The sequence below is a fragment of the bacterium genome, from assembly GCA_017744355.1.
Classification (GTDB): Bacteria; Cyanobacteriota; Sericytochromatia; order S15B-MN24; family UBA4093; genus JAGIBK01.
On the sequence record JAGIBK010000007.1, the window covers coordinates 19,580 to 38,088 of the forward strand.

The 18,509-nt window shown below is 67.3% G+C and carries 19 protein-coding genes; 9 read left to right on the forward strand and 10 right to left on the reverse strand.

Going from position 1 to position 18,509, the window contains the following annotated elements:
• Window position 1: 1 nt before the first annotated feature.
• The 4 genes from J7643_16470 to J7643_16485 form a co-directional block, all read right to left on the reverse strand.
• Complete coding sequence (locus tag J7643_16470) at window positions 2–433, reverse strand: DUF86 domain-containing protein (GenBank protein ID MBO9542184.1); 432 nt, start codon at window positions 431–433, stop codon at window positions 2–4.
• Window positions 423–848 (reverse strand): nucleotidyltransferase domain-containing protein, encoded by a 426-nt coding sequence (locus J7643_16475; protein ID MBO9542185.1) that lies wholly within the window; start codon window positions 846–848, stop codon window positions 423–425. The genes J7643_16470 and J7643_16475 overlap by 11 nt, the downstream gene beginning before the upstream one ends.
• A 314-nt stretch (window positions 849–1,162) precedes the next feature.
• Window positions 1,163–2,194, reverse strand: coding sequence for a tRNA (adenosine(37)-N6)-threonylcarbamoyltransferase complex transferase subunit TsaD (tsaD, locus tag J7643_16480; GenBank protein ID MBO9542186.1), 1,032 nt, complete (start codon window positions 2,192–2,194; stop codon window positions 1,163–1,165).
• A gap of 10 nt (window positions 2,195–2,204) precedes the next feature.
• Window positions 2,205–3,104, reverse strand: a complete 900-nt coding sequence (locus J7643_16485; protein MBO9542187.1) for a DUF697 domain-containing protein — start codon at window positions 3,102–3,104, stop codon at window positions 2,205–2,207.
• Between the two features lie 212 nt (window positions 3,105–3,316).
• On the opposite strand from J7643_16485, the gene J7643_16490 reads away from it, so the two are divergent.
• Window positions 3,317–4,798: a bifunctional metallophosphatase/5'-nucleotidase gene (locus tag J7643_16490; GenBank protein ID MBO9542188.1), complete on the forward strand. Its 1,482-nt coding sequence runs from the start codon at window positions 3,317–3,319 to the stop codon at window positions 4,796–4,798.
• Between the two features lie 56 nt (window positions 4,799–4,854).
• Here J7643_16490 and J7643_16495 read toward each other — a convergent pair whose 3' ends face one another.
• Window positions 4,855–5,322: a hypothetical protein gene (locus J7643_16495; protein MBO9542189.1), complete on the reverse strand. Its 468-nt coding sequence runs from the start codon at window positions 5,320–5,322 to the stop codon at window positions 4,855–4,857.
• Between the two features lie 161 nt (window positions 5,323–5,483).
• Here J7643_16495 and J7643_16500 point away from each other — a divergent pair, with 161 nt between their 5' ends.
• Complete coding sequence (locus tag J7643_16500; GenBank protein MBO9542190.1) at window positions 5,484–6,467, forward strand: glucosaminidase domain-containing protein; 984 nt, start codon at window positions 5,484–5,486, stop codon at window positions 6,465–6,467.
• 64 nt (window positions 6,468–6,531) lie between these two features.
• Here the strand turns inward: J7643_16500 and J7643_16505 are convergent, their stop codons facing one another.
• From J7643_16505 to J7643_16515, 3 genes are read right to left on the reverse strand one after another with little or no spacing between them, the layout of a single operon-like run.
• Complete coding sequence (locus J7643_16505; GenBank protein MBO9542191.1) at window positions 6,532–7,314, reverse strand: tRNA threonylcarbamoyladenosine dehydratase; 783 nt, start codon at window positions 7,312–7,314, stop codon at window positions 6,532–6,534.
• Window positions 7,315–7,326: 12 nt separating this feature from the next.
• Complete coding sequence (locus J7643_16510; GenBank protein ID MBO9542192.1) at window positions 7,327–8,073, reverse strand: TatD family hydrolase; 747 nt, start codon at window positions 8,071–8,073, stop codon at window positions 7,327–7,329.
• 38 nt (window positions 8,074–8,111) lie between these two features.
• Window positions 8,112–8,453, reverse strand: coding sequence for an STN domain-containing protein (locus J7643_16515; GenBank protein MBO9542193.1), 342 nt, complete (start codon window positions 8,451–8,453; stop codon window positions 8,112–8,114).
• A gap of 122 nt (window positions 8,454–8,575) precedes the next feature.
• On the opposite strand from J7643_16515, the gene J7643_16520 reads away from it, so the two are divergent.
• Window positions 8,576–9,820, forward strand: a complete 1,245-nt coding sequence (locus tag J7643_16520) for an MFS transporter (protein MBO9542194.1) — start codon at window positions 8,576–8,578, stop codon at window positions 9,818–9,820.
• Here J7643_16520 and J7643_16525 read toward each other — a convergent pair.
• Window positions 9,817–10,332 carry a DUF2721 domain-containing protein gene (locus J7643_16525; protein ID MBO9542195.1) on the reverse strand — a complete coding sequence of 172 codons (516 nt, stop codon included), beginning with the start codon at window positions 10,330–10,332 and terminating at the stop codon, window positions 9,817–9,819. The genes J7643_16520 and J7643_16525 overlap by 4 nt on opposite strands.
• A gap of 158 nt (window positions 10,333–10,490) precedes the next feature.
• On the opposite strand from J7643_16525, the gene J7643_16530 reads away from it, so the two are divergent.
• From J7643_16530 to J7643_16540, 3 genes are all read left to right on the forward strand, one after another.
• Window positions 10,491–11,579 carry a hypothetical protein gene (locus tag J7643_16530; GenBank protein MBO9542196.1) on the forward strand — a complete coding sequence of 363 codons (1,089 nt, stop codon included), beginning with the start codon at window positions 10,491–10,493 and terminating at the stop codon, window positions 11,577–11,579.
• 67 nt (window positions 11,580–11,646) lie between these two features.
• Entirely contained in the window at window positions 11,647–12,351 is a 705-nt protein-coding gene (locus J7643_16535; protein ID MBO9542197.1) for a glycerophosphodiester phosphodiesterase, read from the forward strand.
• 162 nt (window positions 12,352–12,513) lie between these two features.
• Entirely contained in the window at window positions 12,514–13,404 is an 891-nt protein-coding gene (locus J7643_16540) for a carboxypeptidase regulatory-like domain-containing protein (protein ID MBO9542198.1), read from the forward strand.
• Between the two features lie 36 nt (window positions 13,405–13,440).
• Here J7643_16540 and J7643_16545 read toward each other — a convergent pair whose 3' ends face one another.
• Window positions 13,441–15,480, reverse strand: coding sequence for a thioredoxin domain-containing protein (locus tag J7643_16545; GenBank protein ID MBO9542199.1), 2,040 nt, complete (start codon window positions 15,478–15,480; stop codon window positions 13,441–13,443).
• Between the two features lie 121 nt (window positions 15,481–15,601).
• Here J7643_16545 and J7643_16550 point away from each other — a divergent pair, with 121 nt between their 5' ends.
• From J7643_16550 to J7643_16560, 3 genes are all read left to right on the forward strand, one after another.
• Entirely contained in the window at window positions 15,602–16,234 is a 633-nt protein-coding gene (locus J7643_16550) for a histidine phosphatase family protein (protein ID MBO9542200.1), read from the forward strand.
• Window positions 16,231–17,934: a DEAD/DEAH box helicase gene (locus J7643_16555; protein MBO9542201.1), complete on the forward strand. Its 1,704-nt coding sequence runs from the start codon at window positions 16,231–16,233 to the stop codon at window positions 17,932–17,934. The genes J7643_16550 and J7643_16555 overlap by 4 nt, the downstream gene beginning before the upstream one ends.
• A 287-nt stretch (window positions 17,935–18,221) precedes the next feature.
• Complete coding sequence (locus J7643_16560; protein ID MBO9542202.1) at window positions 18,222–18,494, forward strand: hypothetical protein; 273 nt, start codon at window positions 18,222–18,224, stop codon at window positions 18,492–18,494.
• The last annotated feature ends 15 nt before the right edge of the window (window positions 18,495–18,509 follow it).

An 18,509-nucleotide genomic window follows, 5' to 3' on the forward strand; every position in this document is an offset into this window, starting at 1 on the left:
TTTATCGAGCCTTCCGCGTGGCAGCGTCTCGTTTCAAGAGAGCTTCGGAATAGCGCAAGAACTCGTCCAGGTGAAGCGTGATCACGTTGACGGTGATGGGTAATTGCAGGCTCTGGTAGTCGTGCACCGCGATGTTGCGGAAGCCCACCATGCGTTTGAGTGAATCGGCCAGCGTGGGCTCGATCCAGCCGGCCCCAGCGAGCAGGGCGAACACGTCGCGCGCGCTCTGAGGCACGCCGAGGCGATCGCGTCGGATCAGGTGCTGACCCATATCGAGAGCGGCTTCGCAGGCTCGCTGTATGTTCAGGATGGCCGCGTCCTGGCGCGTGAAGTCGGTGGCGAAGGTTGAGGGATCGCGCTGGTACTCCTCGCGGGCCCGCGCCACGCAGCGCTCGATGGCTGCCGCCTTGTTGATGAGCACGTCATCCGCCATGGATTTTGCCTTCTCTTTCGATGTCGGCGAGCAATCCCGCCCGGGCCTGGTCCAAGGCGGTCTTCTCGCTGAGCACGAAGCTCTCGAACAGGCCCACCCGGTGGTCCTTGGCCCACAGCCGGTTCCCCGTCGTGAGGATCTGGTATTGCATCACCGTCGAGGCAGCCCGCATGTCCAGCAGATCCACCTCGCAGCTCACCAGGTCGGCAAGCTCGCTAGCGAGCTCCCACAGTTTCACTGGGTCGGCGTAGCTCTCCACCAGCACCGCCAGGTCCAAGTCGCTTTCCGGTCCCGAGGTGCCGTGCACGCGGCTGCCAAAGGCGTAGAGGGCCATGGCATCAGGCAGCGCCGCGCGCACCTTTTGTAACAGCGCGTCGGCAAGCCGAGGGTCGCCTATTGGATCGTTGGCAATCATCAATCAGGCCTTGTAGGGCTGGTCAGTGCAGGAGTGACGGGCGAAAGACTGCGTGCGGTGAACATCCCACCCGCTCTTGAACACAGGGCGCTCGAAAGCGGAAAGGAGGGCTCGTGAATCATTGTACCGTGCTTCTTGGCTCATTTCGCTTCTGCTGCCAGGCGGTGCTCGCGTCTTGGAGGAAGACGGCCCGCCGGGTGTGCGACCGGCGGGCCTTGCTCAGAGAGGTGAGGAGTGCGCTCTAGATGTCTTCATCTTGCCACAGGCCGAGGGTGGTGCCTGTTGCATCGGATCCGGGCGAAACGTGAACTCCGTTACCCCTGCTTGGCCGCCACTCCGAGCTTCTCGAGCGGCAGACGCGAGATGGCGCCGAGGTCCATCCCCGAGAGGCGCCCGCGCTTGAAGAGTTCATAGCCGAGGCCCGCGATCATGGCGGCGTTGTCGGTGCAAAGCGACATGGGCGGCGCCACGAAGCGCCAGCCGCGCTTCTCGGCCTCGGCCGATAGGCGCTCGCGCAGCTCACGGTTGGCCGCGACCCCGCCCGCCACCGCGATCGCCTCGATCCCCTCGCGCTCGGCGGCCTGGATCGTCTTGGTCACGAGCACGTCCACCACCGCCCGCTGGAACGAGGCGCAAACGTCCGGGATGCTGATGGGCATGCCGGCGGCGTTGCTCTTCTCGAGCAGGCGGCTGACGGCCGTCTTGAGGCCGCTGAACGAGAAGTCCGGGGCCCCGTCGAGCCAGGCCCGGGGGAAGTCGTAGGCGCTCGGGTTGCCTTCCTTGGCGAGCTTGTCGATGACCGGCCCGCCGGGATAGCCGAGGCCCAGCAGGCGGGCGGTCTTGTCGTAGGCCTCGCCTGCCGCGTCGTCGCGGGTCTCGCCGAGGGTCGTGAACTGCTCGGGGCCGTCCACCCGCACCAGCGAGGTGTGACCACCCGAGACCAGCAGGCACAAAAAGGGCAGGGGCAGGTCCGGGTGGGCCATCTTGTTGGCCCAGATGTGGGCGGCCAGGTGATGCACGCCGACCAGGGGGATCCCGCGGGCCCAGGCGGCGCCCTTGGCGGCCATCAGGCCCACCAGCAGCGCGCCCTGCAGGCCCGGTCCGAAGGTGGTGGCCACCGCGTCCACGTCGCTCCACGCAACATTCGCCTCGGTAAGCGCCGTCTCGAGGGTCGCCCCGATCGCCTCCATGTGGGCGCGCGAGGCGACCTCGGGCACGACGCCCCCGTAGAGCTGGTGCAGGTCGATCTGCGAGGCGATGATGTTGGAGAGGACCTCGGCCCCGTCTTTGACGACGGCGACCGACGTCTCGTCGCAGGAGGTCTCGACCGCGAGAATGGTGGCCATGCTAGTTCCCTTAGACCGGCCCCTCGGATCCGGTCATGTGCTCGTCCGTTACCGTGATGATCGCCCGCGAGACCGGCACCTGGTGCGAGGGGGCGCTGCGGCGGAAGTACTCGAGCGCGGCCTTGCCCATCGCAAGGGTGCCCGAGTAGCCGATGGCGCCGCCCAGGAGCCAGCCGGGACCCGGGATGAACTTCGCGATCTGGCGCGCGGCCGTGCGCAGGCCGAAGCCGCCGCCCACCACCGCCAGGAGCTCGCGGGCCCGATCGACGCCGAGGGGCATGTCGAACATGGCGGCCATGCGCAGGACCATCTTGATCTGGTTGGCGGTCATCAGGGGCATGTCGGCGCCCGGGATCGGGATCACTCCCACCACCCCGTTCTGCTTGGCGGTGGCCTGGATCTCCTGCCAGGCGGCCTCGCTGCGGAAGATGGGGAACTGGCGCGACAGCGGGATCACGAGCTCGGGGAAGCGATCGAAGAGGACCCGGGCGAAGGGCCCCGCGAGCTCCTTGAGCGAGGCGACCGGCACGACCTGCTCGGCTTCGAGCGAGAGGGCGTGGATCAGCTCCCGCTGGCGGGTGGCCGCCAGGTGGTCGGGGATGCCGACCAGGGCGATCGCGAGCTTGGAGGCATCCAGGCGCGTCAGCGCCGGCATCTCGCGGGCGATCGCGCTGCTGCTCGTCGTCACCAGCCCGAGGTAAAGGTCGGCGGCGGCGGGGCGCTGGTCGTCGGCGTCGATTAAGACGAGCCGGTCGGCGTCGTGGCTGCCGATGAGCAGGGCGTCGCGCCAGTGGTCGCGCTCGGGTCCGGGGGCGGCCACGAGGCCCAGGGTCATGGGCTGGCCGGCTTTGCCTTCGATCTCCCGCCAGACATTCCAGAGCTCCTGAACGGGTGCGGGTAGCGACACCATGGGCGCGTCCTCCTCTTAATCACCGTCTTCCGGCTCGCGGCCGGTTGACGAAATTATAGCACGGGGCCGCCGCCTGCCCGCTTCATGCCGCCGATCCAGCCCCCTGCGACCCCCGGCGGTTGCAAGCCAGAGGGGCACAGGCGTAAGATGGTCTGGTTCCAAGGCGAAAGCAGACGCTTGGCGCATCTTTCCCCAACGATGAGGAGAACCGCGTGCGTAAACTCGGCGTAATCGGCATGGTGCTCGCGTGGACGGCCGCGACCGTCCCGGCATGGGCAGCCCCGGTCGATCTGACCATCCTGCACACCAACGACACCCACGACCACCTCTTGCCCTACGAGACCCGCCAGGGCAAGGACCTGGGGGGCATCGCGCGACGCGCCACCCTCATCACCCAGATCAAGGGCAATACCGAGCGCGTGCTCGTGCTCGACGCCGGCGACACCTTCCAGGGCACCCCCCTCTTCAACTTCTTCTCCGGCGAGCCCGACTACCTCACCATGGATCAGGCGGGCTACGACGCGACCACCGTGGGCAACCACGACCTGGACAACGGCCTGGAGAACCTCAAGAAGCAGGCCGCCGGCCGCCGCTTCAAGCTGATCTCGACCAACCTGCTCGACCCCAAGACCGGCAAGCCCATCTTCGTGGGCACCCACGTCTTCGAGCGCGGCGGCCTCAAGGTCGGCGTCTTCGGGGTGCTCGGCTTCAACGCCCTGGGCGCGGTCGCCAAGGAGAACCAGAAGGACTTCAAGTTCGTCTCGCCGATCAAGGTCGCCGAGGAGACCGCCGCCGAGCTGCGCAAGCGCTCGGATCTGGTCGTGATGCTCTCGCACAGCGGCCTGGACGAGGACACCGAGCTTGCCGGCAAGGTCAAGGGCATCGACGTGATCGTCGGCGGCCACTCGCACACCAAGCTCGACCAGCCCCGCGAGGTCATGAACGGCGACTGGCGCACGCTGGTGGTCCAGGGCTTCCAGTGGGGCGAGTACGTGGGCAAGCTCGATCTCAAGGTCGACGGCGGCAAGGTCGTCGCCTACGAGGGCAAGCTCATGCCCGTGACCAAGGAGATCGCCGACGACCAGACGGTCGCCGCCACCGTCAAGGCCTACAACGACAAGATCGCCGAGCGGATGGCGGTCATCATCGGCTCGGCCCCCAAGGGCCTCTCGGCCGAGGGCAAGTACAAGAAGGACAGCGAGCTCGGCAACTGGACCGCCGACGTCATGCGCGAGCGCGGCAAGGCCGAGATCGGCATCATGAACGCCGGCGGCCTGCGGGCGGCCCTGCAGCCCGGCTCCATCACGGTCGGCGACGTCTTCACCATCTTCCCCTTCGACAACGCCTTGGTGACCATCGACGTGGACGGAGCCACTCTCAAGGGCTTCATCGACAAGGCCGCCGCCATCCCCGGCCGCGCGGCCCAGCTCCAGTACTCGGGTGTCACCTTCGCGGTGGCGGGCGGCAAGGCCTCGGACATCCGGGTCAACGGCACCCCGCTCGATACCAAGCGCTTCTACAAGGTCGCGACCATCGACTACCTGGCCCAGGGCAACGACGGCTACGAGGCCTTCGCCAATGGTAAGAACTACCAGGCCACCGGCAAGGTGCTGCGTGACGTGATCATCGAGGCCATCACGGCGCGCCCCACGCTCATCCCGCCCGCTACCGGCCGGATCCGGGTCGCCAACTAATCCCACGAGCAAAACGAATCCCCCGTCCCGGGCCCGGGACGGGGGATTCGTTTTGCTTAGCGCAGGGGCTCGCCCAGCTGGATGATGATCGAGGGTTTGCCCGCCCTGTCGTGGCCGACCCCGTACAGCCGGTAGCGCTTCCCGCCGAGGCTCGAATAGCCGAGGGCGCCCACGTCGGTCTCGCCGGGAGTGTCGCTTACGACTTCCAAGAGGCGGATCGGCACCGTGTCCTTGGGGAAGGTCTCGCTTTCGAGGATCTCGCGCTTGAGGGCCTTGGCGCTGCGGGGGACGGTGCCGCCGTGGCTGCTCGCGTAGGCATCCAAGGCCTGCTGGAGGGCCGCCGCGTGGCGGATCACCTGGGCGTTGCGCTCGACGGCGGCCGGCGCGGGCTTGGGCCGTGCGGGGGGAAGGGCGCGCTTGATGCCCCAGACACCTAGCGAGAGGATTCCCGCCAGGCACAGGCCGAGAAAGATGCGTCGTCTGCGGATCTGGGCACGACGTGCCGCCTGCTTCTTCGTCTTCATGGCCCTTTATCCTAACATGACTGCCTTGTGAGGCGACAGCCGGCTAGTTTAGTGCAGGCTTAATCAAGACTTCAAGACGACTTTACCGAATCTCGGCCCCTGACCAGGATATGAAGGGTAGGCTCATCCGGGCCTGGCGTTCAATGAAAGGGGGGCGGGACATGGCGATTCAGGGAGCGGATACGTTCCAGACCAACAATTACCGCACCCTGCTCGGTCGCTTGCACCAGGCCGTGGCGGCCCCTTCGAGCGCGCCCCCCGCCCCCGAGGCAGGCCTCGGCCAGGACACCTTCGTCCGCGCGGGCGGTGGCACCTATACGGTCCAGGAGGGCGATAGCCTCTCGAAGATCGCCCGCAAGCTCCTCGGCGATGGCAACCGCTGGCCCGAGCTCTTCGCCGCTAACCGCGGGACCCTCCAGGACCCGAACCGTATCTTCCCCGGCCAGGTGCTGACCATCCCCGGCAAGGCCGCCGAGCCCGTCGCGGCCCAGGCGCAGCCTGCTGCCCCCGCTGAGCCTTCCCAGCCTGCCACCCCCGCCCCCAAGGCCGTCTACGGCGCCTTCACCGCCATGCTCTCGTCGATGCACGACATGGTCGCCTGGCTCTACGGGCCCAAGCCCGAGGCCAAGCCTGAAGCGAAGCCCGAGGCCAAGCCCGATAGCAACCTCGCCTCGGTCACGACCGAGCAGCTCAAGCAGCTGGGAGCGACCGACAAGGACGCGTTCTTCGACGTCCTGCGCCCGGCCGCCGAAGCCGCCGAAGAGAAGTACGGCGTGCCTGCCGCGGTCACCCTCGCCCAGGCAGCCCTCGAGTCGGGCTGGGGCAAGTCTGCCATCGGCGGCTATAACGTCTTCGGCATCAAGGGCAAGGGCCCCGCCGGCACCACCTCGGTCAACACCTCGGAGTACGAGAACGGCCGCTACATCCGGATCGACGCCAACTTCGCCAAGTACCACAACTTCGAGCAGGCGATCGAGGAGCACGCCAAGGTCCTCCTGCGCCCCTACTACACCAAGGCCATGGAGCAGTACAAGAGGGACAAGGACCCCAAGGCGTTCGCCACCAACATCACCGGGATCTACGCCACGGACCCCAACTACGACGACAAGCTGATCTCGATCATGAACACCTACGAGCTGGCCTAGTCAGCCTTTACAAGGGGCCCCGGCGCACTGCGCCGGGGCCCCTTGTCGTGGGTGTTAGGTGCGCTTAGCGAGCCTTGGCCTTGCGCCGCAGGGGAGGGGCTCCAATCACGGTCCGGGGCGGGATCACGTCGCCCAAGAGGTAGCGGATCCCCTCGGACGCGACGAAGAACCCGAAGGTCCCTGGCATGTAGCTGATGGTGCCGTTCACAGTCTTCTGGGGGCCGGCGCCGGGCACCCACTCGCGCTCGATGTGGGGCAGGGCGGGCTCGTCCGAGAAGACCGCCCGCACCCCCGGGGCGATCCCGTTCTTGCGGCAGAGCTTGCGCATGGCGGTGGCCATGGGGCAGCCGTAGGTCTCAAGAAGGTCGGTGACCTTCACCCGGGTCGGGTCCACCCGCGCGCCGGCGCCCATGCTCGACACCACGAACACGCCGCGGTCCTGGGCGGCCTTGATGAGGCCCACCTTGGAAGTGAGGGCGTCGATGCAGTCGAGGACCACGTCCACGTCGTCGGGCAGGAAGTTGGCGGCCTCACTCGGCGAGATCCGTTCCTGGATGAGGTTCAGCTTGATGTCCGGGTTGATGTCGCGCAGGCGCTCGGCCATCACCTCGACCTTGGAGCGCCCGACGCTGGAGGTGAGGGCGACCACCTGGCGGTTGCAGTTGGAAGAGGCGACCACGTCCATGTCGATCAGGGTCAGGGTGCCGACGCCCGCGCGGCCCAGGGCCTCCACGCACGAGCCCCCCACCCCGCCGACGCCCGCGACTAGGACGTGCGCGTTGCGCAGCCGCTCCAGCCCGGGGTCGCCCACCAGGATGTGGGTGCGTTCCGCTAGTTCCTGCCTCATGATTCCTCTTTCCTACGTGATGCCGAACAATTCCCGCCCGGTGGCGTCCGAGCAGGCCAGGACTTCTTCCGTTGTTTCCCCTCTGAGCCGTGCGATCGCCTCGGCCACGTCCAAGAGCGCGCTCGGCTCGTTGCGTCGTCCCCGCCACGTCTCGGGCGAGAGGTCGGGGGCGTCGGTTTCGAGCACGTAGCCGTCCTTGGGACAGCTTGCGATCGCCTTGTGCAGCTTCTGGGCGCTGGGCCAGGTGCCGATCCCCCCCAGGCCCAGCTTGAAGCCGAGACTCAGGTAGCGCTTGGCCACTTCCTGCGAGCCCGAGAAGGCATGCACCACCCCCTTGAGCCCCGGCCGCCCCTTGAGCAGGGCGAGCATGGGCTCGTGGACGTGGACCACGTGCAGGATGAGTGGCAGCCCGAAGGCCTCGGCCAGATCGAGCTGGGCCGCGCAGAGGGCCTCGCTCGTCTCTTTCATGAAGCGCTTGTCGAGCCCGGTCTCTCCCACCGCGACGAAGCGGCCCGTTTGGAGGGCTGCCTCCAGGCGCGAAAGCGCGTCGGGAGGATGGTCGAAGACCGGGTGCAGGCCTGCGGCGTAGTGGAGCGCGAGGCCCGGGACCGAGAGGGCCGGGCGCTCGAACTCGGCGACCGTCACCCCCGGCACCACCAGCGACGAGAGGCCTTTTTCGCAGGCACGCGCGGCGACTTCGAGCCGGTCGGGGTCGAAGGCGGTGTCGTCGAAGTGGCAGTGCGAGTCCAGGTGGCCCATGGGCCTTCTATCGTACCGAAAGCGCCTCTTGCCGTCACCTACTCCTGGTCGGGGCGGATGATGAGGGTCTTTCCGGTCTTCTTGTAGGAGAGACCGTTGGCCAAGAGCAGGCTGGTGAAGGCCTCGTCGAGGGTGACCCCGCGCAGGTTCAGATCGACCTTGGTGCGCCCGACGTCGCTCGCGAGCGCCACGTTGTAGCCGCCCTTGTCGCAGATCAGCATGAGGGCCTCGCGCAGAGGCAGGTCGGTGGCCTGGATGAAGAGGCTGTCGCGCTTGGGGAAGAGGCCCCCGTCCGGCGTCAGGGTGTTGGCTTGCGCGCGGCCATGGCCGAGGCAGAGGACGAGGCTCAAGATGGCCAGGATCGCAGGGATCGCGCGCATCGACTCATCCCTCCTCGCAACAAGCGGACGTCCCTTTATCATAGCAGCTAGCAGGGAGGGCGCGGGTCGTGCTACGCTGGATCTCCGCCCCAAAGCCTTGACCCCACTGAAAGAGAGCCCCCGTGACCACCGACAAGCCCGCCGGATTCCGCAAGGCCGTCAACGTGCTTCGGCCCGGCCCCTTCCGGCGCTACATGATCGGCGAGGGGATCTCGGTCACGGGCACCTGGATGCAGAACATGGCCCAGGGCTGGGTCATGGCCCAGCTCACCCAGTCGGCCTTCATGCTGGGGCTCGTCAACTTCGCCTCGGGCCTGCCCATGCTCTTGCTCACCATGACCGGCGGGGTCTTCGCCGATCGCCACGACAAGCGCACCATCCTGATCGTCGCCCAGCTGGTGCAGATCGTCACGGCGATCACCATGGGCGTCCTGGTCCTGAAGGGCTGGGTGGCCATGTGGCACGTGATGGCGATCGCGGTCGTGCTCGGCGTGGTCCAGGCCTTCGAGATGCCCGCCGTCTCGGCCTTCGTGCCCGAGCTGGTCGAAAAGGACGAGATCGCCGACGCCATCGCCATGGACCGGACGATCTTCCATGCGACGCGCCTGGTGGGCCCGGCTCTGGCCGGCTGGATCATCGGGGTCTTCGGGGCGGCGATCGCCTACTTCTCCAACGCCTTCAGCTTCCTGGCGCTTTTGGTCTCGCTGGGAACCCTCAAGCCGCGCGCGGCGGGCACCGCCGAAGAGGAAGCCGAGCGCCAGACCGGCATGAAGGAGGGCTTCGCCTACATCCGTAGCGATCGCCTGACCATGGCGATGATCGGCCTGATGGCGGCGAACACGGTCTTCGTCTTCCCCTTGACCGCCATCCTGATGCCCCTGTACGCGACCAAGACCCTGGGCCTCGGCCCCGACGGGATGGGCCTGTTGATGGCGATCACCGGGGCGGGCTCGGTCGGTGGCGCGCTGGGCCTCCTGAACGTCGCGCGCGACAAGCGCCTGGGGCGGCTCGGGTTCGCCTGCACGGGCATGGTGCTTGCGCTCTTGGGCCTCTCGGCGGCGGCCAACTTCATGATGGCGGCGCCCCTGATCGCGCTCTTGGCCGTCTCCAGCTCGACCTTCTTTGGCCTCGCCAACACGACGATCCTGGAGCGGGCGCCCGAGACCATGCGCGGGCGCGTCTCGTCGATCGCAGGCCTTGCGACCTTTGGCCTGATGCCGGTGGCGGGCCTGGTGCTCACGAGCCTCGCGGACGTCATCGGGATCCGCCTGGCCCTGGGCTTTGCGTCGTGCTGTTTCGCCCTGGCGGCGGCCTACACCCTCCTGGGCCCGGTCGCGCGTCTCAACGCGAAGCCCGCCGAGGGCTAGACGCCGCGGAAGCTGCGCTCGGCTTCTTTCGCCGTCTCCTGGTCGAAGAGACCCAGTTCGTAGCGCAGCACCCGGAAGGTGAGGCGCACTTCCAGCAACTCCATCACCAGCGCCGCCAGCACCAGGACCAGCCCGCTGAGGAAGGTGACCTTGGGGGCATGGGTCAGGTTCTTGAGCTGGAAGTACTGCATCGCCGCGATCAGGAACGAGGTGGAGATGATGCAGGCGATCGCCGCGTAGAGCAGGAAGATCGCATCGCGCATGTGCTTCGAGCGCCGAAAGATCAGGGCGATCTGCCGATCCAGGCTCTTGATCCGCAGCGACTCGGTGACCGAGATCGGGTCCAGGCGCTGGTATTCGCGGCGTTCGGCGTTCAGGGCGCGGATCCGATCCACCAGCGACGAGTACTTGCTCTGGGCGTTGGAGGCAAGGATCGCGCACGCCGAGATGGCGACCGCGGGCGCGAGCGCCGAAGAGATGAAGGGCGTGGCATCGAGCGTCTGCGTAAACATGGCCCCTTCATGCTAGGCGAAAAGCGCAGGCCCTTCAAGCCGCCGTGTCCAGGCCCTTGAAAATAACACGCAACTTTTTCGCGCGACCGGCGATAAGTAGGATAGGCATTAACGAACAGTTAAGCCGCGTTGAGATTTCCTTCAAGGGAAAGGATCACATGATGCAGATTCGCCGCTCGATCAAGCACCTCCTGGTCACCGCCGTCGCGAGCATGAGCTTGCTGGTGGGTTGCGGGGTGCCGATGCTCTCGGTCGATGGCTCCGATCAGGGGAAGCTGTCGGCCAAGGCGCACAAGCCCGGTGAGCTGTCGCTGTACGTGATGCCCGAAGCCGGTCACCAGCCCATCCTCGACGCCATCAACAGCGCCAAGAAGTCGATCTGGCTCGAGATGTACCTCTTGACCTACTCGGGCGTCACCAAGGAGATCACCGACGCGCTGATCGCCAAGTCCAAGGCGGGCGTCGACGTGCGGATCATCCTCGAGAACCAGCCCTTCGTCATGCCGGTCCCCCCGAAGCCGGGCGAGCTGCCCAAGCCCCCCATCAACGTCAACCGCGCCGCCCTCGAGGTGCTGACCGCGAACGGCGTGCGGGTCAAGCGCTCCAGCCCCCAGTTCGTCTTCACCCACCAGAAGTCCATGATCATCGACGGCCAGAGCGCCTGGATCATGACGATGAACTTCTCGGCCGCCGCCTTCCAGAAGAACCGCGAGTACCTGGTGGTCGACACGTCACCCTCGGACGTCAAGGAGCTCAAGGAGATCTTCATGGCCGACTGGGATGAGCGTCCCATCGTGCCCAAGGACGAGGATCTGGTCGTCAGCCCGACCAACTCCAAGGATCGCATCATCAAGCTGATCGACTCGGCCAAGAAGGACCTCACGGTCCAGGTGGAGTTCCTGGACGATCCGGACGTGGTGGCCCACATGGGCGCTCGCAAGAAGGCAGGCGCGAACGTCACGGTCCAGCTCTCGTACCACGCCCCCGACAAGCAGACGGGCTACGACGGCAACGCCAAGCAGCTCAAGCAGCTCAACGACGCCGGCATCACCGACGTCAAGTTCATCAAGACGGTCGGCCTGCACGCCAAGCTGATCATCGCCGACGGCGCCAAGGCCTACATCGGATCGGAGAACCTGACGACCAACTCGCTGACCCGTAACCGCGAGATGGGCATCATCATCGACGACAAGGGCATCGTCGCGAAGCTGGCCCAGGTCGCCGGCAAGGACTGGGCCGCCAACTAGGCCCGTGGCGCCTCGTCCCTTCGACACCCAACACGCTCGCCCCCTGGTGATTGGTCACCGGGGGGCGATGGCCTGCGCGCCCGAGAATACCCTCGAAAGCTTCCGTGAGGCCTTCAAGCAGGGGGCCGACGGCGTGGAGTGCGACGTGCACCTGAGCGCCGACGGCCAGGTGGTCGTGCTGCACGACCACACGCTCGATCGCACGACCACGGGCAAGGGGCCGGTCGATGCCTTGCCCTATGCCGACCTGCGAGGGCTGGATGCGGGAAGCTGGTACGCGCCGCGCTTCGCAGGAGCGCACGTTCCCTTGCTCTGCGAGCTGCTGGCGCTGGTCCACGAGGTGGGGGAAGCGCGCGGGGTGATTCCCTACGTGGTGATCGAGCTGAAGGCAGGCTCGCGCCGCTACCCGGGCATCGAGGCGGCGGTCGTCGCCGAGGTGCGCAAGGCGGGGCTTGGTCACCGGGCGCTCTTCATCTCCTTCGACCACTTCGCCATCAAGACCCTCAAGGGCCTCGCGCCGGAGCTTGCCGGCGGCATCCTCTACCGCGCCCTGCCCATCGATCCGCTGGCCATGGCCCGCGCGGCCGAGGCGGACGCCGTCGCGCCGGCCGTCGAGGACGTGGAGGCGGACCAGATCCGCGCGCTTCATGCAGCGGGTCTCTCGGTCTTCGCCTGGACGGTTCGGACTCCGGACGAGGCTCGCCGCATGGCGGCTGCCGGGGTGGACGCCTTCGGCGCCAACGCGCCGGGCGAGATCCTGCGCGCCCTCTAGCCATCCCCCGACCACTCCCGACATGCGCGCTGGCCGAGATCTTTCGGCCGCTCTGTCCGTGGCTTGAACGGCGACGGGCCGCTAGGGTTGAGGCGGAAGGTTTCTAGCGATCGAGCCTTGTCGCAGGACACTCCCTTGGCTGAAAAAGAGGAGGCGTCGCGCGTGAACACCTGGGTACGCCTTGGATTCGGGCTAGCGGTCGTTGCGATTGGGGCGGGGTGCGGGGCGGCCCCCGCTCCACCCGGTCATGGCGGGGAGCCGCCGGTTGCGCCGCCCGTGGCTCCGCCGGTGGCACCGCCGGCCGCCGAGCCGACCCCGGTGCCCGTGACCTCGCCGCCGCCGATCGCGGGGCCGAGGCCGCCATATCCCTACGCCACGCCCGCCCCGCCGGAGGTAGGGGCCCGCGAGGTGGCAGGCGTCATCTTGACCCGGGGCCAGCCCGCGAGCGGCATTCCCCTGACGGTGATCAACAGCAGCACGGGCCGGACCTATCGGCTGACGACCGATACGAACGGGGTCTACCGGGTCAAGGACGTGCCCGAGGGCCGCTACTACGCCCACTTCTACAACGACAGCGACAACAACAAGGTCGGCTTCTGGCGCACCCGGAGCCTCCAGGTGACGGCCTCGCACGGGGCGGTCTTCCCCGCCTGGGACGTCTACCTGGTCGGGATGCGCAACTCGCCGGGGCAGGGGCAATCGGTGAGCTTCCCCTTCACGGCACGGTTTGAACCCTACCCGTTGGCCATCAATTATCGCTTCCGTATCCACGATCGGGGCGGGCCGAGCGGGCAGGCGCTCTTCGTCTCCGAGCTGGTCCCGGCCGAGGGCATTCGGACCTTCACCTTCACCGGGGCGGCCAACCAGGGAGGGCAGGGCCAGAGCGTGGCCGCGCTCGGCTCGGGCCGCTACCTCTGGGGCTACCAGTGGGACGCCGGACAGGCGGGCGAGGGGGGCTGCCTCTTCCAGGACTTCGTCTCGGGCGGCAGCCGCGGGGTGGCGACGGGCCGCGAGTCCCTGGGCTATCCCGGGGATTTCCCGCGCCTGCGCTGATCCCCGATCCCCCGCCCCGCTAGGGGGCTGGGGGGATTAGCGAGAAACTTCCTGGGCGAGGGCTTGGGGGTCCGTGAGGGGCAGGCCGCAGGTCTGCCCCTCGCAGACGTAGGCGGTGGGCTTGCCGTCGATGGCGGGGCGATCACGCAGGAAGACGATGGGCCCGGGCTCGGCCTGAGGGGCGGCGGCGACGAGCTGGTGAGGGGCGTAGCGCGAGAAGGCCGCCTTGACCAGCGCACAGGTGTCCGGCAGCGACGGTGATCCGACGATCGCCACCTCCCGGGTCGGGGCGAGCGCGAAGTCGAGTGCGCAGAGCAGGCGCGCGAAGCCGTCGGGGTACTTGGCCATCACGCCGCTCAGGCCCTCCATCGCCTGCATGGCGTAGGAGCGGTAGCCCTCGTCACCCAGGTAGGCGGAAAGTCGCAAGAGCACGTCGCAGGCCACCGAGTTGCCCGAGGGGGTCGCGTTGTCGTAGACGTTGCGCGCCTGCGCGACGAGGGCCTCGTGGTGCTTGCCCACGTCGTAGAAGCCGGGCAAGCTCGGATCCCAGAACTCGGCGATCATCGTGTCGGCGAGGCGCTTTGCCTCTTCGATCCAGTGCGGGTCGAAGGTCGCTTCGTACAAGGAGAGAAGGCCGTCGATCAGGTTGGCGTAGTCCTCCAGGTAGGCGTTCAGCTTGGCGACGCCGTCCTTGTACGAGCGAAGCAGCAGCCCGTCTCGCTGCAGGCGCGAAAGCAGGAATTCGGCGGCAAGAAGGGCCACCTCGCGGTAGTCCGCGCGATCGAGGACGCGGGCCGCTTCGGCGAAGGCGCGCAGCATCATGCCGTTCCAGGCGGTCAGGATCTTGTCGTCGCGGCCGGGCGCCACGCGCTCGGCACGGGCGTCGAACAAGCGCGCACGGATCAGGGTCAGCTCCTCGTTGAGCTGACCGATCGAGTAGCCAAGCAGCGGGGCGATGGCTTCGATGGGCTGGCGCAGGTTCAAGACGCTCTTGCCCTCGAAGTTGCCTTTCGGGGTGACGTCGTAGGCCAGCTCGAAGACGGCGGCCGCGCCGGGGCCGACCACGGCCCTGACCTCGTCGGGGGTCCAGACGTAGAACTTGCCTTCCTCGCCTTCAGTGTCGGCGTCGAGCGAGGAGTAGAAGCCGCCCTCGGACGCGCGCATCTCGCGGACGACCCAGTCGAGGGTCTCTTCGACGACCTCGCGGTAGTCGGGTCGCTCGAAGGCCTGGTAACCGATCAGGTAGAGCCGGCTCAAGAGGGCGTTGTCGTAGAGCATCTTCTCGAAGTGGGGGACGCGCCACTCGGCGTCGACCGCATAGCGGTGGAAGCCGCCCCCCAGGTGGTCGTAGAGGCCGCCGCGATGCATGCGATCGAGGGTGGCCTCGACCATGTCGCGGTCGTGGGCGTTGCCGGTGCGCACGAAGTCGCGCAAGAGAAGCTCGAGCCCCAGGCTGGGCGGGAACTTTGGGGGGCCGCCGAAGCCGCCGTGCACCGGGTCGAAGCGAAGCCGCAGGTGGTGGGCGGCGTTGTCCAAGAGGGCGGTGTTGAGCGTGGTGGACGGGACGGAGGCTTCGAGTCGGCGGTTGAGGAAGGCGCGGAACTGCTCGCCGCTCGCCTCCACTTCGGCGCGTCGCTCTCGGTGGGCCTTCGCGAGCTGCGCGAGGACGGTGGGGAAGCCCGGCCGGCCGAAGGCGTCCTCCGGCGGGAAGTAGGTGCCGCCGTAGAAGGGGCGGCCGTCCGGGGTGAGGAAGACGGTCAGGGGCCAACCGCCCTGGCCGGTCATGGCCTGGACGGCGGTCATGTACAGGTGGTCAAGCTCGGGGCGCTCCTCGCGGTCTACCTTCACGTTGACGAAGTGCTCGTTCATGAGGGCTGCGATCGCGGGGGTCTCGAAGCTCTCGTGGGCCATGACGTGGCACCAGTGGCAGGCCGAGTACCCGATGGAGAGCAGGATGGGCTTGTCCTCGGCCTTGGCCTTTTCGAGGGCTTCGGGGCCCCAGGGGTGCCAATCCACCGGGTTGTCCCGGTGCTGAAGCAGGTACGGGCTGGTCTCGTCTTTCAGGCGGTTCGGCATGCGCATCCCCTTTCGCCCCTCGAGCATCCAACAAAACCGGGCGGGTGTCGACTTTGTCGGGCCCTCTCTCACCACTGGCTGCTTGACGTCACCGGGCCAGGCGCCGTAGCGTTAGAACACCATGCAGCTCATCCTAATTCGCCACGGCGAATCCGTCGCCAATCAAATGGGAGTCGTCCAGGGCCACTTCGACTCCCCCCTCAACGAGCAGGGCAGGATCCAGGCCCAGGCCCTCGCCGCGAGCCTCGCCTACGAGCGCTTCGATGCCATCTATGCGAGCGACCTTGCACGCGCCCATGAAACGGGCCGCGCGGTGGCCGATCGCCTGGGGCTCGCGCTACAGGTCGATCCGCGCATCCGCGAGATCGACGTGGGGGTCTTCTCGGGGCTCAGCTGGCAAAGCATCGCCGAGCGCTATCCCGAGGAGCATCGCCGCTTCGTCGAGTCGGGCAACTGGGCCCTGGTGCCCAAGGCCGAGGGTGAGGAGGCCACGCGCTCGCGCCTCGACTCGTTCATGGCGACGATCAAGGAGCGGCACCCCGGGGGCCGGGTCGCCATCGTGGCCCACGGGGCCGTCCTGCGCCGCTTGATCCACGTCCTTTTGGAGTTGCCCTTCCCGAGCGGGGTCTTCTTCGAGCTGCACAACACCTCGACCAGCGAGATCCACCTGACGCCCAAGGGGCCCAGCCTCCTCTACCTGAACCGGATCCCGCAGGCCCCCGTGGCCACGGCGACGACGCGCTCGCTGATTTGATCGAGCCCGCGTCCCCCTTCTCGGTCTCGCACCAGGACGGCGAGATCGTCCTTTCCTTTCCCTTCCACCCGATCTGGGTGGCTGCGATCAAGCGTGTGCGCTTTCGGAGCTTCGATCCCGAGACCCGGTGCTGGCACGTGCCAGCCTGGCTTGCGCCCGATCTCGCCGAGCGCCTGGAGCGAGCTGAAGCGCCCGAGGAGGCGATCACCGCCCTGCGCGCGATCGCCCGGGAAACCCTCGCCGAGACCGCGGCCATGAACGCGCGGATGCTCGAAGCCTACGAGCGCGTCGTGCCAAAGCTCGCTGCCAGCTACCCGACCCTCTTTCCCCACCAGGTCTCGGGGATCACCTTCCTCATGCGCCCGCGTGAGGTCCGAGGCGCCCTCTTGGCCGACGATATGGGCCTCGGCAAGACGCGCCAGGCCATCATCGCCGCCCACGAGGCCCACCCGACCGGCGAGATCCTGGTGGTCTGCCCGGCGGGCCTCAAACTGAACTGGGCGCGCGAAATCCGCCTGGCCCTCGGGCCCGAGGCCGAGGTGAGCGTGGTGGGGCGCGAGTTTCGCCGAGCCCGCTGGACCATCGTCAACTACGACCTCTTGCGCAAGCACCACGCGGAGCTCGTTGCCGATGCGTGGAGCTGCCTGGTCCTCGACGAGGCGCACTACATCAAGAACCTGCGCTCGCAGCGATCGCTTCTGGTGCTCGGCGGCGAGCGCAAGGCCCGGCGCAGGACGGCCCGCTCGCTGCCGAACGGCCGGATCCGAGGTGTCGCCGAGCGCGCCGAGCGGCTGTATCTCCTGACGGGCACCCCCATCACCAACCGACCCCTCGATCTCTTCGCCTTGCTGCGCGCCATCCGCCATCCCCTGGGCGACGATCAGCTCGCCTTCGCGCTGCGGTACTGTGCCGCCTTCCAGACGGCCTTCGGCTGGGACATGAACGGGGCCTCCCACCTCGGCGAGTTGCACGACAGGCTCTCGGACGTGCTGCTACGCCGTCGCAAGGCGTCCGTCCTCGATCTGCCCCCCAAGCTTCGGACCTACATGCCGGTCGAGGTGGATCTCGTCGCCTACCGCCAGGTCTGGCTCGATTACGTCGCGCGGCTTTCCAAGCGCAAGCGGGTGCCCCGCAAGACCCTGCTCGCCGAGGTGGCCAAGCTGCGGCACGCGGCGGCGATCGCCAAGATCCCGGCGGCGATCGCGCTGGCCGAGGCGATCCTGGAGGCGGGTGAAAAGGTCATCATCTTTGCATGTCATCAGGTGGTGGTCGATGCCATCGTCGCGCACTTCGGCGCGTCCTGCGTGAAGGTGACGGGTGCTGAGTCAGCAAGTCAGCGGCAGCAAGCCGTTGATGATTTCCAGCACGATCCCGACGTCCGGGTCTTCGCGGGCAACCTCCAGGCGGCGGGGATCGGCATTTCGCTGACGGCGGCGACCCAGGTGGTGTTCGTGGACTACTCCTTCGTCCCGGCCGAGCACCTCCAGGCCGAGGACCGCCCCTACCGGATCGGTCAGCGCAACGCGGTCACCGTCACCTACCTCTCGGCGGTGGGCACCCTCGACGAGGAGATCGAGCGCCTGCTCGCGCAGAAGCTCGGCGTGGTCGCTCAGGCCATCGACGGCGAGGCCCCGACGCTCGGCGAGAGCTTCCTCGACGACCTCTTGGCGGTGATGCGCCGGGGGCTGGCGGGAGATTGAAGGCACCCTCGATCGGCTGCTATTCGGCTCATAGCGCGAAACAGGGAACCATTTGATAGCTAAGATCGTCTACTCGGCGGGTATAAGACAGGAAACATAACACCGTAGCGCGTCGGCAACAACTCGGGGGAATTCCCCGTTTAGATGAGCATCTAACGAAACCAGGCATGTTACCTCCTTTGACCGCCCTGGGCGGCTTGAATGAACAGTTTCGTTAGACGCTCAATATAAGCTCCGTGGAACCGCAATTCGGGCGACGATGCCCGAGTACGAGGGGGTTGTAGGCCATGGATTACAAGCGCATCCAAGCCGCACGTCACGCCGAACTCGACGAAGCCTTGCTTCGCACCGTCTACGCCGAGAAGAGCCGCCTGCACAACAAGCTGCAGCTGCTGCTCGCCGAGATCGAAGGCGCCCACAAGATCATCGCCCAGTACCAGAAGGAGATCCTGGAGCTGCAGCCCGAGGTGGCCGAGCTGCGCCAGGCGCTCGATATGCTCGACAGCCACGCCCGCGACATCGCGAACGACCAGGATCGCTGGCAGCGCCTGCTCGCATAAGACGTCTGTCCCCCT

Coding starts and splice junctions, on each gene's coding strand:
- J7643_16470 (MBO9542184.1), bottom strand. CDS start 433: ATGGCGGATGACGTGCTCATCAACAAGGCGGCAGCCATCGAGCGCTGC.
- J7643_16475 (MBO9542185.1), bottom strand. CDS start 848: ATGATTGCCAACGATCCAATAGGCGACCCTCGGCTTGCCGACGCGCTG.
- tsaD (MBO9542186.1), bottom strand. CDS start 2,194: ATGGCCACCATTCTCGCGGTCGAGACCTCCTGCGACGAGACGTCGGTC.
- J7643_16485 (MBO9542187.1), bottom strand. CDS start 3,104: ATGGTGTCGCTACCCGCACCCGTTCAGGAGCTCTGGAATGTCTGGCGG.
- J7643_16495 (MBO9542189.1), bottom strand. CDS start 5,322: ATGAAGACGAAGAAGCAGGCGGCACGTCGTGCCCAGATCCGCAGACGA.
- J7643_16500 (MBO9542190.1), top strand. CDS start 5,484: ATGGCGATTCAGGGAGCGGATACGTTCCAGACCAACAATTACCGCACC.
- J7643_16505 (MBO9542191.1), bottom strand. CDS start 7,314: ATGAGGCAGGAACTAGCGGAACGCACCCACATCCTGGTGGGCGACCCC.
- J7643_16510 (MBO9542192.1), bottom strand. CDS start 8,073: ATGGGCCACCTGGACTCGCACTGCCACTTCGACGACACCGCCTTCGAC.
- J7643_16515 (MBO9542193.1), bottom strand. CDS start 8,453: ATGCGCGCGATCCCTGCGATCCTGGCCATCTTGAGCCTCGTCCTCTGC.
- J7643_16525 (MBO9542195.1), bottom strand. CDS start 10,332: ATGTTTACGCAGACGCTCGATGCCACGCCCTTCATCTCTTCGGCGCTC.
- J7643_16530 (MBO9542196.1), top strand. CDS start 10,491: ATGATGCAGATTCGCCGCTCGATCAAGCACCTCCTGGTCACCGCCGTC.
- J7643_16535 (MBO9542197.1), top strand. CDS start 11,647: ATGGCCTGCGCGCCCGAGAATACCCTCGAAAGCTTCCGTGAGGCCTTC.
- J7643_16545 (MBO9542199.1), bottom strand. CDS start 15,480: ATGCCGAACCGCCTGAAAGACGAGACCAGCCCGTACCTGCTTCAGCAC.
- J7643_16550 (MBO9542200.1), top strand. CDS start 15,602: ATGCAGCTCATCCTAATTCGCCACGGCGAATCCGTCGCCAATCAAATG.
- J7643_16560 (MBO9542202.1), top strand. CDS start 18,222: ATGGATTACAAGCGCATCCAAGCCGCACGTCACGCCGAACTCGACGAA.